Genomic DNA, 14598 nt, shown 5'->3' with positions numbered 1-14598 from the left:
CCTTGCGCTTTACAGCAATCAAAAACCTATTGAAATCTATCTGAATTCCATTTAAGGCAAGCGCTTGCAGCTATCAAAAACAAAAGGCATTCTGAAGAATGCCTTTTGTGTGATGACCCGCTGTGAATGATCAGCGAGGCAGTTCGCTGGCGCCCATCAGGAACTCGTCCACGGCACGCGCGGCCTGGCGGCCTTCGCGAATCGCCCACACGACCAGCGACTGGCCGCGGCGGATGTCGCCGGCTGCGAACACCTTGGGCACGCTGGTGGCATAGCCGCCGATGAAGTCGGTGCTGGCCTTGGCGTTGCCGCGTGCATCCTTGTCGACGCCAAAGGCTTCGAGCACGGTGGCAACCGGGTTCACAAAGCCCATGGCCAGCAACACCAGATCGGCAGGCCAGACCTTTTCCGTGCCGGGCACTTCGCTCAGCTTGCCGTCCTTGAACTCGACCTGGACGGTGGTCAGGCTCTTGACCTTGCCCTTTTCGCCGCCGAATTCCTTGGTCGAGATCGCGAACTCACGCACCACGCCTTCGTCGTGACTGGACGAGGTACGCAGCTTGATCGGCCAGTAAGGCCAGACCAGGGGCTTGTTCTCCTGCTCGGGCGGCATGGGCATGACCTCGAACTGGGTCACGCTCTTGGCGCCATGGCGGTTGGAGGTGCCTACGCAGTCGGAGCCGGTGTCGCCGCCGCCGATGACGATGACATGCTTGCCGTCGGCACGGATCTGGCCCTTGAGCTTGTCGCCCGCATTGACCTTGTTCTGCTGGGGCAGGAATTCCATCGCGAAGTGCACGCCTTCAAGATCGCGGCCGGGCACCGGCAGATCACGCGACTGCTCGGAGCCGCCGGTCAGCAGCACGGCATCGAACTCGGCGTTGAGCTGCTCGGGGCTGATGGTTTCCTTGGCCCAGTTGGTGACCTTGGAATCCTTGCCCAGACCGTCCTTGCCGGCGATCAGCACGCCGGTGCGGATCTTCAGGCCTTCGGCCACCATCTGCTCGACACGGCGGTCGATCAGGCCCTTGTCCAGCTTGAAGTCGGGGATGCCGTAGCGCAGCAGGCCGCCCACGCGGTCGTTCTTCTCGAACAGGGTCACGTCGTGGCCGGCGCGCACCAGCTGCTGGGCCGCTGCCATGCCTGCAGGGCCGGCACCGACCACGGCCACCTTCTTGCCTGTCTTGTGCTTGGACGGCAGGGGCTTGACCCAGCCTTCGCTCCAGGCACGGTCGATGATGGAGTGCTCGATGGACTTGATGCCGATGGCATCGCCATTGATATTGGCCACACAGGCAGCTTCGCAGGGCGCGGGGCAGATGCGGCCCGTGAACTCGGGGAAGTTGTTGGTGCTGTGCAGCGTGGTGATGGCGTTCTTCCAGTCACCCTGGTACACGAGGTCGTTGAAGTCCGGAATGATGTTGTTGACCGGGCAGCCGTTGTTGCAGAACGGCGTGCCGCAGTCCATGCAGCGTGCAGCCTGCACCTTGGCCTGATCGGTCGTCAGGCCGATGACGAATTCCTTGTAGTGCTTGAGACGTTCCGCAACGGGGGCATAGCCCTCTTCGATGCGCTCGTATTCCATGAAGCCGGTGGTCTTTCCCATGATCTTTAATCCTTGAAATCTGTGTTCGCTTGCAGTGCGGTGGCCGCCTGGCCGCCACCGCTTCGAGCCATGTTTACTTGGCGGCTACTGCTTCTTTTTGAGGAGCTGCTGGCGCTTTCGCAGCTTGCTTTTCCTTCTGTTTGCGTTCAAAGATCTCGCCGAGTGCACGCTGGTACTCGGTCGGGAACACCTTGACAAACTTGGCACGCGCTGCGGCCCAGTTGTCCAGCAGATCACGGGCACGCTTGGAACCCGTCCAGCGGCTGTGAGCCTCCACCATATTGCGCAGCTGCTGATCGTCGCTCTGGCCGCGGTGCCAGATGCCGGGATCGACACGCGAGACAAACTCGTCGTGCGGCAGCACCTTCTCCAGCTTCACCGAAGCGGTGTTGCAACGCTCGGCAAACTTGCCGTCCTCGTCGTAGACATAGGCCACGCCGCCGCTCATGCCGGCCGCGAAGTTGCGACCGGTCTTGCCCAGCACGACCACGGTACCGCCGGTCATGTATTCACAGCCGTGGTCACCCACGCCTTCGACCACCGCCGTGGCGCCGGACAGACGCACGGCAAAGCGCTCGCCGGCCACGCCGCTGAAGAAGGCTTCACCGCTGGTGGCGCCGAACATCACGGTGTTGCCCACGATGGTGTTGGTGGTGGTCGAGCCACGGAACTCATGGCTGGGATGCACCACCACACGGCCGCCGGACAGACCCTTGCCGGTGTAGTCGTTGGCTTCGCCGCTGAGGTTCAGCGTGATGCCGTTGCACAGGAAGGCACCGAAGGACTGGCCGCCCGTACCTTCAAAGTGGATACGGATGGTGTCGTCTGCCAGGCCTTCGGCGTGATGCTTGGTCACCGCGCCCGAGAGCATGGCACCGACGGAGCGGTTGACGTTGCGCGCCACTTCCATGATGCGCACCTTCTCGCCGTTTTCGATGGCGGGCTTGCAGCGCTCGATGAGCTTGACGTCCAGCGCCTTGTCCAGCAGGTGATCCTGGCTTTCCACGTGGTAGCGGGCCACGTCGGCAGGCACTTCGGGCTGGGCGAACAGACGGCTGAAATCCAGGCCCTGAGCCTTCCAGTGCTCAATGCCCTTGCGGGTGTCGAGCAGGTCGGAGCGGCCGATCAGGTCGTCGAACTTGGCGATACCCAGCTGGGCCATGATCTGGCGCACTTCTTCGGCGATGAAGAAGAAATAGTTCACCACATGCTCGGGCTTGCCGGTGAACTTGGCACGCAGCACAGGGTCTTGCGTGGCCACGCCCACGGGGCAGGTGTTGAGGTGGCACTTGCGCATCATGATGCAGCCTTCCACCACCAGCGGAGCCGTGGCAAAGCCGAACTCGTCGGCTCCCAGCAGAGCGCCGATGATCACATCACGACCGGTCTTCATCTGGCCGTCGGCCTGCACACGCACACGGCCGCGCAGACGGTTCAGCACCAGGGTCTGCTGGGTCTCGGCCAGGCCAATTTCCCAGGGACCGCCAGCATGCTTGATGGAGGACCAGGGCGAGGCACCGGTGCCGCCGTCGTGACCGGCGATCACCAGGTGGTCGCTCTTGCACTTGGTCACGCCTGCGGCGATCGTGCCCACACCGACTTCGGACACCAGCTTGGTGCTGATGCTGGCGTGCGGAGCCACGTTCTTCAGATCGTGGATCAGCTGTGCCAGGTCTTCGATCGAGTAGATGTCATGGTGGGGAGGAGGCGAGATCAGGCCCACACCGGGCACCGAGTGACGCAGTGCACCGATGTAGTCGGAGACCTTGCCGCCGGGCAGCTGACCGCCTTCACCGGGCTTGGCCCCCTGAGCCATCTTGATCTGGATCTGGTCCGAAGAGGCCAGATATTCGGCAGTCACGCCGAAACGACCGGACGCGACCTGCTTGATCTTGGAGCGCAGCGAGTCGCCGGCCTGCAGTTCGATATCGGACTCGACCTTGTCCTTGCCGATGATGGAAGCCAGGGTTTCGCCCTTGCTGATGGGGATCCCCTTGAGCTCGTTGCGATAGCGCTTGGGATCTTCGCCGCCTTCGCCGGTGTTGCTCTTGCCGCCGATGCGGTTCATGGCCACAGCCAGCGTGGCATGGGCTTCGGTGGAGATGGAGCCCAGCGACATGGCACCCGTGGCAAAGCGCTTCACGATTTCCTTGGCCGACTCGACCTGGTCCACGGGAATCGCCTTGGCGGGATCGAACTTGAACTCGAACAGGCCGCGCAGCGTCATGTGGCGCTTGGTCTGGTCGTTGATCAGCTGGGCGTATTCCTTGTAGGTGCTGAAGTTGTTGGCACGTGTGGAGTGCTGCAGCTTGGCGATCACGTCAGGCGTCCACATATGCTCTTCGCCACGGGCACGCCAGGCGTACTCGCCGCCGGCATCCAGCATGGTTTCCAGCACGGGGTCGTCGCTGAAGGCAGCCTCGTGGTTGCGGATGGTTTCCTCGGCAATCTCGAAGACGCCGATACCTTCCACACGGCTGGCCGTGCCCGTGAAGTACTTGTCCACGGTCTCGCTGTTCAGGCCCACTGCTTCGAACAGCTGGGCGCCGCAGTAGGACATATAGGTGGACACGCCCATCTTGGACATGATCTTGGACAGCCCCTTGCCGATGGCCTTCACATAGTGATAGATGGCCTTGTCGGCAGTGATGGGCGCAGCTTCGCGGCTGAAGATGTCGACCAGGGTCTCCATCGCCAGATAGGGATGCACGGCTTCAGCGCCATAGCCGGCCAGCACGGCGAAGTGATGCACTTCGCGGGCCGTGCCGGTTTCCACCACCAGACCGGCGGTGGTGCGCAGACCTTCACGCACCAGATGCTGGTGGATGGCGGACAGAGCCAGCAGCGCAGGGATGGCCACTTGCGTGGCGCTCATGTTGCGGTCGCTGATGATCAGGATGTTGGCACCGCCCTTGATCTCGTCCACGGCGTGGGCGCACAGCGAGGCCAGCTTGGCTTCCACGCCCTGCTTGCCCCAGGAAAGCGGGTAGGTGATGTCGATCGTCGAGCTCTTGAACTTGCCGTTGGTGCGCTTCTCGATATCACGCAGCCTGGCCATGCCTTCGAAGTCGAGCACGGGCTGCTGCAGCTCCAGGCGCATGGGCGGGTTGACCTGGTTGATGTCCAGCAGGTTGGGCTTGGGACCCACGAACGACACCAGCGACATCACGATCGCTTCGCGGATCGGGTCGATGGGGGGGTTCGTCACCTGGGCGAACATCTGACGGAAGTAGTTGTAGAGCGGCTTGTTCTTGTCGGACAGCACGGCCAGCGGGCTGTCGTTGCCCATGGAACCAATGCCTTCCTCGCCCTTTTCGGCCATGGGGGTCAGCAGGAACTTGATGTCTTCCTGCGTGAAGCCGAAGGCTTGCTGGCGGTCCAGCAGGGACAGCTCGGTCTTGGCTGCGGGTGCCTTGAAGTCGGCGGGGATTTCCACCTCGTCGAGCTTGATGCGCAGGTTCTCGATCCACTGCTTGTAAGGCTTGGTGTTGACGACGTTGGCCTTGAGCTCTTCGTCTTCGATCATGCGACCCTGCTCCAGGTCGATCAGCAGCATCTTGCCGGGCTGCAGGCGCCACTTGCGCACGATCTTGCTATCGGGCACGGGCAGCACGCCGGCTTCGGAAGCCAGGATCACCATATCGTCATCGGTGATGCAGTAGCGCGAGGGACGCAGGCCGTTGCGGTCCAGCGTGGCGCCGATCTGGCGGCCATCGGTGAACACGATGGAGGCGGGGCCGTCCCAGGGCTCGATCATCGCCGCGTGGTATTCATAGAAGGCGCGGCGGCGCTCGTCCATGGCTTCGTGCTGCTCCCAGGGCTCGGGAATCATCATCATCACGGCCTGGCTGATGGGGTAGCCGGCCATGGTCAGCAGTTCCAGGCAGTTGTCGAAGGTGGCGGTGTCGGACTGGCCGGCAAAGCTGATGGGATAGAGCTTCTGCAGGTCTTCGCCCAGCACGGGAGAGGCCATCACGCCTTCGCGCGCCAGCATCCAGTTGTAGTTGCCGCGCACGGTGTTGATTTCACCGTTGTGGGCCACATAGCGGTAGGGGTGGGCCAGAGGCCACTCGGGGAAGGTGTTGGTGGAGAAACGCTGGTGCACCAGACCGATGGCCGAGACGCAACGCTCGTCGGCCAGGTCGCGGTAGTAAACGCCCACCTGGTCGGCCAGCAGCAGGCCCTTGTAGACCACGGTGCGGCTGCTCATGCTGGGAACGTAGTATTCCTTGCTGTGCTTGAGGCCCAGGTTCTGGATGGCGGCCGAGGCCGTCTTGCGGATCACGTACAGCTTGCGCTCCAGCGCGTCCTGCACGATGACATCGGCACCACGGCCGATGAAGACCTGGCGCAGGATGGGTTCCTTTTCCTGCACGGTGGGCGACATGGGCATGTCGCGGTTCACCGGCACATCGCGCCAGCCCAGCAGCACCTGGCCTTCGGCCTTGATGGCGCGCTCCATCTCCTGCTCGCAAGCCAGGCGCGAAGCATGCTCCTTGGGCAGGAAGATCATGCCCACGCCATATTCGCCAGCAGGAGGCAGAGCCACGCCCTGCTTGGCCATTTCTTCACGGTAGAGCTGATCGGGAATCTGGATCAGGATACCGGCGCCGTCGCCCATCAGAGGGTCTGCGCCCACGGCACCGCGATGGTCGATGTTTTCGAGGATCTTCAGTGCCCCCAGCACGATGTCATGGCGCTTCTGACCCTTGATATGGGCCACAAAGCCCAGACCGCAGGCATCGTGTTCGTTGCTCTTGGAGTACAGACCGTGGTCCTGGAGATACTTGATCTCGGCAGCAGTCGTCATGGGGAATCCTCTTATATCAATCGCGGGGAACGCAAGATTACGACATGACATGAAGTTATGCAATAAGTATTAATTGGGGTCAGATTCCAATTAATTCCCAACTTTTTTTATTTGCATTTAATTAGGGACATATAAAAATCGAAAAAATCCATCCAATAAAAACAAGGAGTTGGAACAGCTCCCTAGTGCTCGTGCACCGAAGCTGTGCGTGCAGAAGGCCTGCCAGCCTTCTGCCGCTTCACGCGTCTCTCGGTTTTTTGTTGCAAATCTTCAATGAAATCAGGCTCGCCCAGAGCCCAGCCACGCAGTGCGGCATGGCTGATCTGCGCCTGGGTATCGGCATCCAGACCGGCCTCCACGGCCCTGACATAAGCAGCATCCCGGGCAAAGGGCGTGTTGCCCAGAGCCCAGAAAAGCGCGTGCGGGCTGATGAGCGCATCGCTTTGCAGGCCTGCGTTGTGCGCATAGCTGGACCAGGGCCAGTCCACCGCACGCTGCACCAGCCCGTCGCGCACAGGGTTGAGATCCATGGAGACCATGGTGGCCATCAGCCATTGCTCGGCCTGCAGCACGGTGCAGCGGTAGCGCCCCTCCCAGAGGGTGCCGGTACGCCCGTGCCGATTGTTGAAGTAACGCACATAGCTGCGCCCCACGGCCTGCATGAACTGGGGCACGCCCTGCTCCGTCCTGGGCGTCAGCAGCAGATGGAAGTGATTGGGCATGAGCACATAGGCATGCACATCGACCTCGAAGCGCCGCGCCATCTCGCGCATCAGATCCAGCATGACCAGGCGATCCTGCGCGTCCACGAAGATCTCGCCGCTGTTGTTGCCACGCTGGATGATGTGGTGCGGCATGTTTGCCAGCGTGAGACGGGGAAGACGGGCCATGGAGCGGACTTGGACAGGGGCGACAGGGAAGGCGTTTCGGTCATTATGAAGCGTCGCGCCAGGGCCGACGCCTCCTCATCACAGATGCATGCGGCCTGAAGCACTCAGCAACTGGCTGATGTGGCGCGTAGCAGCCAGCAGTTGCGGCAGCAGCCGCTCGCGCATCATCTGCTCGCTGGTGCGGTTGGCCTGACCACTGATGTTGAGCGCCGCCACCGTCTGGCCGCGCGCATTGCGTATGGGAGCGGCAATCGAGATCAGGCCCTCCTCCAGCTCCTGATTGAGCAGGGCCCAGCCCTGCTCGCGTACGCGGGCAATCTCGGCATACAACGCGTCGTCGCCGGTCAGCGTGTGGCGGGTGAAGGCGCGCTGCTCGCGCCGGGCCATCAGCGCCCGCAGTTCATCGGGGGGCAGCGCTGCCAGCAGCACCCGGCCCATGGATGTCCAGAAAGCAGGCAATCGCGAACCCACTCCCAGGTTGGTACTCATGATCTTGTGTGTGTGCACGCGCAGCACATAGACCACGTCCAGACCTTCGAGAACGGCGGCCGAGCATGACTCCTTGACCTCGTCCACCAGCGCCTCCATGGCCGGCTCAGCCAGATTCCACAATGGCGTGGAGCTCAGATAGGCAAAGCCCAGATCCAGGATGCGCGGAGTGAGTGCGTAGTACTTTCCGTCGCTGCGCACATAGCCCAGCGTCTGCAGCGTCAGCAGGATGCGCCTGGCACCGGCACGTGTCAGACCCGTGGCGGCAGCCACCTCGCTGAGCGTCTGCTCCGGCGCCCTCGCACTGAACGAACGTATGACTTCCAGCCCCCGGGCAAAGGACTGCACATAGCTGTCGCCGGGCTTGAGCGGAGCCGCATCGGCTTCTCCAGGGGTTTTCCCTGATGTGGTTTTTACAGTCTCCATTTTCCTCATCCTTTCCTACAATTCTTTTAGCGAACAAATGTTCTATATGCGAACATTTTAGCGCCAATAGCGCAAGTCTTTGTATAGAAAATTGGAGACACCCATGATCAACAAGATCGCCGACTCGGTCGCTCAGGCCCTGTCCGGCATTCAAGACGGCTCCACCGTGCTCATCGGCGGCTTCGGCACCTCGGGCATCCCCGGCGAGCTGATCGACGGCCTGATCGCCCAGGGTGCACGCGAGCTCACCGTGGTCAACAACAACGCCGGCAATGGCGACACCGGCCTGGCCGCCCTGCTCAAGACCGGCCAGGTACGCAAGATCATCTGCAGCTTCCCGCGCCAGGTGGACAGCTGGGTCTTCGACGAGCTGTACCGCAGCGGCAAGATCGAGCTCGAACTGGTGGCCCAGGGCAATCTGGCCGAGCGCATGCGCGCTGCCGCCGCAGGCATAGGTGCTTTCTTCTGCCCCACGGCCTATGGCACCGAACTCGCCAAAGGCAAGGAAACGCGCGAGATCAACGGCAAGCACTATGTGCTGGAGTACCCGATCCATGGCGATGTGGCGCTGATCAAGGCAGAAAAAGGCGACCGCTGGGGCAATCTGACCTACCGCATGTCGGCGCGCAACTTCGGCCCCGTGATGGCCTCGGCCGCCAAGTTCACCGTGGCCACCGTGCATGACATCGTGGAACTCGGTCAGCTTGATCCCGAATCCGTGGTCACCCCGGGCATCTATGTGAGCCAGGTGGTGAAGATCGAGCGCGTGGCCACCCAGGCCGGCGGCTTCAAGAAGGCGGCCTGAGCCAGCCAAGGTCCAGCAAGGAGATACAAGCGTGAGCTATCAAAAACGAAGCAAGGACGAACTGGCCCTGCGCGTGGCCCAGGACATTCATGACGGTGCCTATGTGAATCTGGGCATAGGCCAGCCCACCCTGGTGGCCAACCACATCCCCGCAGGACGCGAAATCGTGCTGCAAAGCGAGAACGGCATTCTGGGCATGGGCCCGGCACCGGCGGCCGGCTCCGAAGACTACGACCTGACCAATGCCGGCAAACAGCCCGTGACCCTGCTGCCCGGCGGCAGCTATTTCCACCATGCCGACAGCTTCGCCATGATGCGCGGAGGCCACCTGGACATCTGCGTGCTCGGAGCCTTCCAGGTTTCGGCCACGGGCGACCTGGCCAACTGGAGCACCGGCGAGCCCGGCGCCATTCCCGCCGTGGGCGGAGCCATGGACCTGGCCATTGGCGCCAAGCAGACCTGGGTGATGATGGATCTGCTCACCAAAAAGGGAGAGAGCAAGGTCGTGGCCCAGTGCAGCTACCCGCTGACCGGCCTGGGCTGCGTCAAGCGCATCTATACCGATCTGTGCACCCTGGCATGCACACCCGAGGGGCTGCGACTGATCGACAAGGTCGAAGGCCTGGAGCACGCCGAACTTGAACGCATCGTGGGCCTGCCCATCGCGGCCTGAACTTCAGGCCCATCCAGCCTGCACCAGAAGCTCAATTTTCATAACGGAGACATGCCATGAGCAACCAGAACCAAGCCTTTATCTGCGACGCCATCCGCACCCCCTTCGGTCGCTACGGCGGCGCGCTGTCGAGCGTGCGCACCGATGATCTGGGCGCCCTGCCCATCAAGGCGCTGATGCAGCGCAACCCCAATGTGGACTGGACTGCCGTGGCCGATGTGCTCTATGGCTGTGCCAACCAGGCAGGCGAGGACAACCGCAACGTGGCCCGTATGTCGGCGTTGCTGGCTGGCCTGCCCATCGATGTGCCCGGCGCCACCATCAACCGCCTGTGCGGCTCGGGCCTGGACGCTGTCGGCACGGCCGCGCGTGCCATCAAGTCCGGCGAAGCCCGCCTGATGATTGCCGGCGGCGTGGAAAGCATGAGCCGCGCGCCCTTCGTCATGCCCAAGGCCGAGTCCGCCTTCAGCCGCAACAATGCCGTCTACGACACCACCATCGGCTGGCGCTTCGTCAACAAGTTGATGAAAGCCCAGTTCGGCGTGGACTCCATGCCCGAGACTGCCGAAAACGTGGCCGACGACTTCAGGATCGAACGCGAAGCCCAGGACCGCATGGCCCTGGCCAGCCAGGAAAAGGCAGCGGCCGCGATTGCTGCCGGCCATCTGGCACGCGAGATCGTGCCCGTATCCATCGCCCAGAAGAAGGGTGACCCCATCGTCGTGAGCCAGGACGAGCACCCCCGCGCCACCACCATAGAGGCACTGGCCAAGCTCAAGGGCGTGGTACGCCCCGATGGCACGGTCACGGCTGGCAACGCCAGCGGCGTCAACGACGGTGCCTGCGCCCTGCTGCTGGCCAACGAGGAAGCGGCCAGCCAGTATGGTCTGGTGCCGCGCGCCCGCGTGGTCGGCATGGCCGTGGCCGGCGTCGCGCCACGCATCATGGGCTTCGGCCCCGCTCCCGCAGTGCGCAAGGTGCTGGCCCAGACCGGCCTGACTCTTGACCAGATGGATGTCATCGAGCTCAACGAGGCCTTTGCCGCACAAGGCCTGGCCGTGCTGCGCGATCTGGGCATTGCCGATGACGACCGCCGCGTCAACCAGTGGGGCGGCGCAATCGCTCTGGGTCACCCCCTGGGCGCATCGGGCGCCCGCCTGGCCACCACGGCCGTGAACCAGCTCCATACCCTGGGCGGCCGATACGCGCTGTGCACCATGTGCATCGGCGTGGGCCAGGGCATTGCCGTGGTGCTCGAACGCGTCTGATCCCGACTGCGACAGGGACCGGCCAAGCCCGGCCTGCTGCCGCACCCCTGCCTCTCACACCAAAACAACGACCGCTGGAGTGCAGCTCTTTTCGGAGCTGCGCCACCGCGGCAGCCCGCGCCCCGGCCACTGGCCGGCGGTGTCTTGCCTTTTTCCGGAGACCCAGATGTCCAATTCCCTTTCCCTGTCTCGCCGCCGCAGCCTGCAGACCCTGGCAGCAACCGCCCTGTTCGCTCTGGGCACCGCTCCCGCCATGGCCCAGACGCCCTATCCCAACAAGCCCATCACCATGATCGTGCCCTTCTCGGCCGGCGGCACGACCGACATCCTGGCGCGCGTGGTGGGTCAGGCACTGAACACCGAACTGGGCCAGAGCATCATCATCGACAACCGTCCCGGCGCAGGCGGCAATATCGGCGGTCAGGCCGCTGCACGCGCAGCCGGCGACGGCTACACCCTGTTCATGGGCACGGTGGGCACGCACGCCATCAACGAAGCCCTGTACAAGAAGATGCCCTTCGACCCGGTCAAGGACTTCGCCCCTCTGACCCGGGTTGCCAACGTGCCCAATCTGCTGGTCGCCCACCCCAGCCAGCCCTTCAAGACGGTCAAGGAAATGATGGCCTATGCCAAGGCCAATCCCGGCAAGCTGAACTTCGGCTCCTCGGGCTCGGGCAGCTCCATCCATCTGTCGGGCGAGCTGTTCAAGTCCATGACCCGTCTGGACATGGTGCATGTGCCCTACAAGGGCAGCGCGCCGGCCATCACCGACCTGCTGGGCAACCAGATCGCCATCATGTTCGACAACATGCCCTCGGCCATCCAGCATGTGCGCTCGGGCAAGCTGCGCCCCATCGCCGTGACCACGGCCAAGCGCTCGCCCGAGCTGCCCGATGTGCCCACCGTGGCCGAAGCCGGCGTGCCCGGCTACGAGGCAACCTCCTGGTTCGGTCTCTTCGTGCCGGCCAAGACACCGGCCGACATCCAGCAAAAACTGCATGCCGCCATCGCCAAGGTGCTCAAGGACCCCGCCGTGATCAAGAAGATCAACGACCAGGGCGGCGAAGTCGTGATCGACACCCAGGACGGCTTTGCCAAGTTCATCGACGCCGAAACCAAGAAGTGGGGCAAGGTCGTCAAGGACTCCGGCGCCAGCGTCTGAGATCCAACACACCCCCTGAGCCGCTGCGCGGCTTCCCCCGTGGCACGGCGCCCTCTCCTTCGGGAGGGGGACGACAGCCTCGCTGGGGCAGCCCCCGCTGCGGGACGGCCCTTGCTGGCTGTCCCTGGCTTGGTCCACGCCAGTTTCATGCGCTGCTGCGCGCTCTACTTCACGCATCGTCTGCAAGCCTGTATGACCACCTCCCTACTCTCCACCGCCACCGGCGATTTCCGCATTGATCTGCAAGGCCCTGCCGACGCCCCCATGCTCGTGCTGTCCAACTCCCTGGGCACCACGCTGGAGATGTGGGATGCACAGGCAGCCGCCCTCCGCAGCGAATTTCGCGTACTGCGCTACGACACGCGCGGGCATGGCGCCAGCGTCTGCAACGACGGCCCCTACAGCTTTGACCAGCTGGGCCGCGATGTGCTGGCCATCCTCGACGCGCTGCAGGTGCAGCAGGCGCATTTCTGCGGCATCTCCATGGGCGGCCTGACCGGTCTGTGGCTGGGTGTCAATGCCGACCAGCGCCTGCGCAGCCTCACCGTGGCCAACAGCGCCGCCAGGATCGGCGTGGAGTCGGCCTGGCTGGAGCGAGCCGCCCAGGTGCGCGCCAGCGGCGCAGCCGGCATGCAGGCCCTGGCCGAATCGTCGCCCGGCCGCTGGTTCACGCCCGGCTTTGCGGCTGCCCAGCCCGCCGTGGTGCAGCGCGCCCAGGGCTGGATCGCCGGCATCGCGCCCGAAGGCTATGCCAGCTGCTGCGAAGCACTGGCCCGCGAAGACCTGCGCGCTGCGATTGCCGCCATCGCCACGCCCACGCTGCTGCTGGCCGGCGCCCACGACCCCGTGACCACGGTGGCCGATGCCCAGGCCATGCAGGCCGCCATCGCGGGCTCGCGGCTGGTCGAGCTGCAAGCCTCGCACCTGTCCAACCTGGAGGCGCCCCAGGCCTTCGAACAAGCCCTTGCCGGCTTTGCACGCCAGCACTGACCGACGCCGCGACGACCGGCTGCCCGCATCCGGCAGCGGCCGCCACGGCCTGTGATACGGAGACCGCCATGCCCACTCCCTCCCGCCGCTGGAGACACCGCCCCGAAGGCTCGACCTGGGGCGATTTCGGTGAAGACGACCAGCTTGGCCGCCTGAACCTGCTGAGCCCCGAGAAAGTCCGCCAAGGCGTGGCCGAAGTGCAGACCGGCCAGCGCTTTGCGCTGAGCCTGCCCCTGGACTATCCGGGCGGCAGCGCCCTCAATCCCAACCGCAAGCCCCCGGTGCTGCGTCCGCTGCAGCGCAAGGGCCGCGTCAATTTCAACTGCCTGCTGCAGGAGCTGGAACCGGGCCGCACCGACGTACTCTCGGACGACATGGTCATCCTGTCGCTGCAGTACTCCACGCAGTGGGACGGCCTGGCCCACGTGGGTGCCCTGTTCGATGCCAACGGCGACGGCCTGCCCGAGCCGCTGTACTACAACGGCTTTGCCGCGGGTATCGACATCGTGGGCCCGGCCGACGTAAGCGGCACCGGCATTCCCGCGCGCCTGGACGACAGCGCCAGCACCAGCTGCGCCAAGGCCCTGGGCATCGAAGGCATGGCCCGCAACGGCGTGCAGGGCCGCGGGGTGATGGTGGATCTGCGTGCCCATTTCGGTGACGCGCGCACCGTGGTCGGCTACGAGCAGCTGATGCAGGTCATCGCCGCCGACGGGGTGCAGATCGAACCCGGCGACATGCTGTGCCTGCACACCGGTTTTGCCCAACGGGTACTGGACATGCACAAAAACCCCGACCCCGAGGTGCTGGAACACGCCTGCGCCGTGCTCGACGGGCGCGATGCGCGCCTGCTGCAGTGGATCACCGACAGCCAGATCGCCGTCATCGCCACCGACAACTACGCGGTCGAGGCCTTCCCGGCGCGCCCCGGCGCTGCCTGCTGCGCGGCCCTGCCCCTGCACGAGCATTGCCTGTTCAAGCTGGGCGTGCACCTGGGCGAGTTGTGGCACCTGACGCCGCTGGCGCACTGGCTGCGCGAGCACGGTCGCCACCGCTTCCTGCTCACGGCACCGCCGCTGAACCTGCCGGGCGCCATCGCCTCGCCGGTCACGCCTGTTGCCACGGTCTGAGCCCAACACCGGAGCCTCTATGCCCTTCATCATCGAAACCTTCGACAAGCCCGGTCACCAGGCCGTGCGCCAGGCCCATCGCCCCGCGCACCTGGGCTTCCTGGACACCCACAAGCACCTGCTGCTGGCCTGCGGCGCCAAGCTGGCCGACGACGGCAGCGACCTCGGCGGCGGCCTGTACGTGGTGGAACTGGACACGCGCGAAGCAGCCCAGTCCTTCATAGAGTCCGACCCCTTCTTCACCGCCGGCCTGTTCGAGCGCGTGTCCATCACCCGCTGGCGCAAAGCCTATGTGGCCGGCGCCAGCCACCTGCCTGCGGCGGCCTAGCTCCCGCCCGGCAGCCCAGCC

The 14598-nt window shown here is 64.2% G+C and carries 11 protein-coding genes; 7 read left to right on the top strand and 4 right to left on the bottom strand.

All coding sequences use genetic code 11. The features are described from left to right. Positions 1-130 precede the first annotated feature (130 nt). The 4 genes from O987_RS03730 to O987_RS03715 all read right to left on the bottom strand — a co-directional run bounded on the left by O987_RS03730 (position 131) and on the right by O987_RS03715 (position 8221). On the bottom strand, positions 131-1606 hold the full coding sequence (locus tag O987_RS03730; protein ID WP_003058685.1) for a glutamate synthase subunit beta: 1476 nt from the start codon (positions 1604-1606) through the stop codon (positions 131-133). Positions 1607-1679: 73 nt separating this feature from the next. Beyond that, the gene (locus O987_RS03725; protein ID WP_043370887.1) at positions 1680-6416 is read right to left on the bottom strand and encodes a glutamate synthase-related protein; all 4737 of its coding nucleotides are present in this window, start codon (positions 6414-6416) and stop codon (positions 1680-1682) included. Between the two features lie 182 nt (positions 6417-6598). Further along, positions 6599-7306 (bottom strand): transposase, encoded by a 708-nt coding sequence (locus O987_RS03720; protein ID WP_003058690.1) that lies wholly within the window; start codon positions 7304-7306, stop codon positions 6599-6601. Between the two features lie 78 nt (positions 7307-7384). Next, positions 7385-8221, bottom strand: coding sequence for an IclR family transcriptional regulator (locus O987_RS03715; RefSeq protein WP_003058691.1), 837 nt, complete (start codon positions 8219-8221; stop codon positions 7385-7387). A 103-nt stretch (positions 8222-8324) separates the two neighbouring features. On the opposite strand from O987_RS03715, the gene O987_RS03710 reads away from it, so the two are divergent. From O987_RS03710 to O987_RS03680, 7 genes are all read left to right on the top strand, one after another. After that, on the top strand, positions 8325-9026 hold the full coding sequence (locus O987_RS03710) for a 3-oxoacid CoA-transferase subunit A (protein ID WP_003058692.1): 702 nt from the start codon (positions 8325-8327) through the stop codon (positions 9024-9026). Positions 9027-9057: 31 nt separating this feature from the next. Next, on the top strand, positions 9058-9699 hold the full coding sequence (locus tag O987_RS03705; protein ID WP_003058693.1) for a 3-oxoacid CoA-transferase subunit B: 642 nt from the start codon (positions 9058-9060) through the stop codon (positions 9697-9699). 56 nt (positions 9700-9755) lie between these two features. Continuing rightward, positions 9756-10967, top strand: coding sequence for a 3-oxoadipyl-CoA thiolase (pcaF, locus tag O987_RS03700; RefSeq protein ID WP_043370885.1), 1212 nt, complete (start codon positions 9756-9758; stop codon positions 10965-10967). Between the two features lie 166 nt (positions 10968-11133). Then, positions 11134-12129, top strand: a complete 996-nt coding sequence (locus O987_RS03695; RefSeq protein WP_003058695.1) for a Bug family tripartite tricarboxylate transporter substrate binding protein — start codon at positions 11134-11136, stop codon at positions 12127-12129. A 192-nt stretch (positions 12130-12321) separates the two neighbouring features. Next, positions 12322-13119, top strand: coding sequence for a 3-oxoadipate enol-lactonase (pcaD, locus tag O987_RS03690; RefSeq protein ID WP_043370884.1), 798 nt, complete (start codon positions 12322-12324; stop codon positions 13117-13119). Between the two features lie 68 nt (positions 13120-13187). Beyond that, positions 13188-14249, top strand: coding sequence for a cyclase family protein (locus O987_RS03685; RefSeq protein WP_043370882.1), 1062 nt, complete (start codon positions 13188-13190; stop codon positions 14247-14249). A 19-nt stretch (positions 14250-14268) separates the two neighbouring features. After that, positions 14269-14577 (top strand): YciI family protein, encoded by a 309-nt coding sequence (locus tag O987_RS03680; RefSeq protein WP_003058698.1) that lies wholly within the window; start codon positions 14269-14271, stop codon positions 14575-14577. The last annotated feature ends 21 nt before the right edge of the window (positions 14578-14598 follow it).

This window comes from Comamonas testosteroni TK102 (assembly GCF_000739375.1).
Classification (GTDB): Bacteria; Pseudomonadota; Gammaproteobacteria; order Burkholderiales; family Burkholderiaceae_C; genus Comamonas; species Comamonas brasiliensis.
Note: the sequence above shows the minus strand (reverse complement) of the source record. Positions and strands in the feature narration are given on the sequence as shown.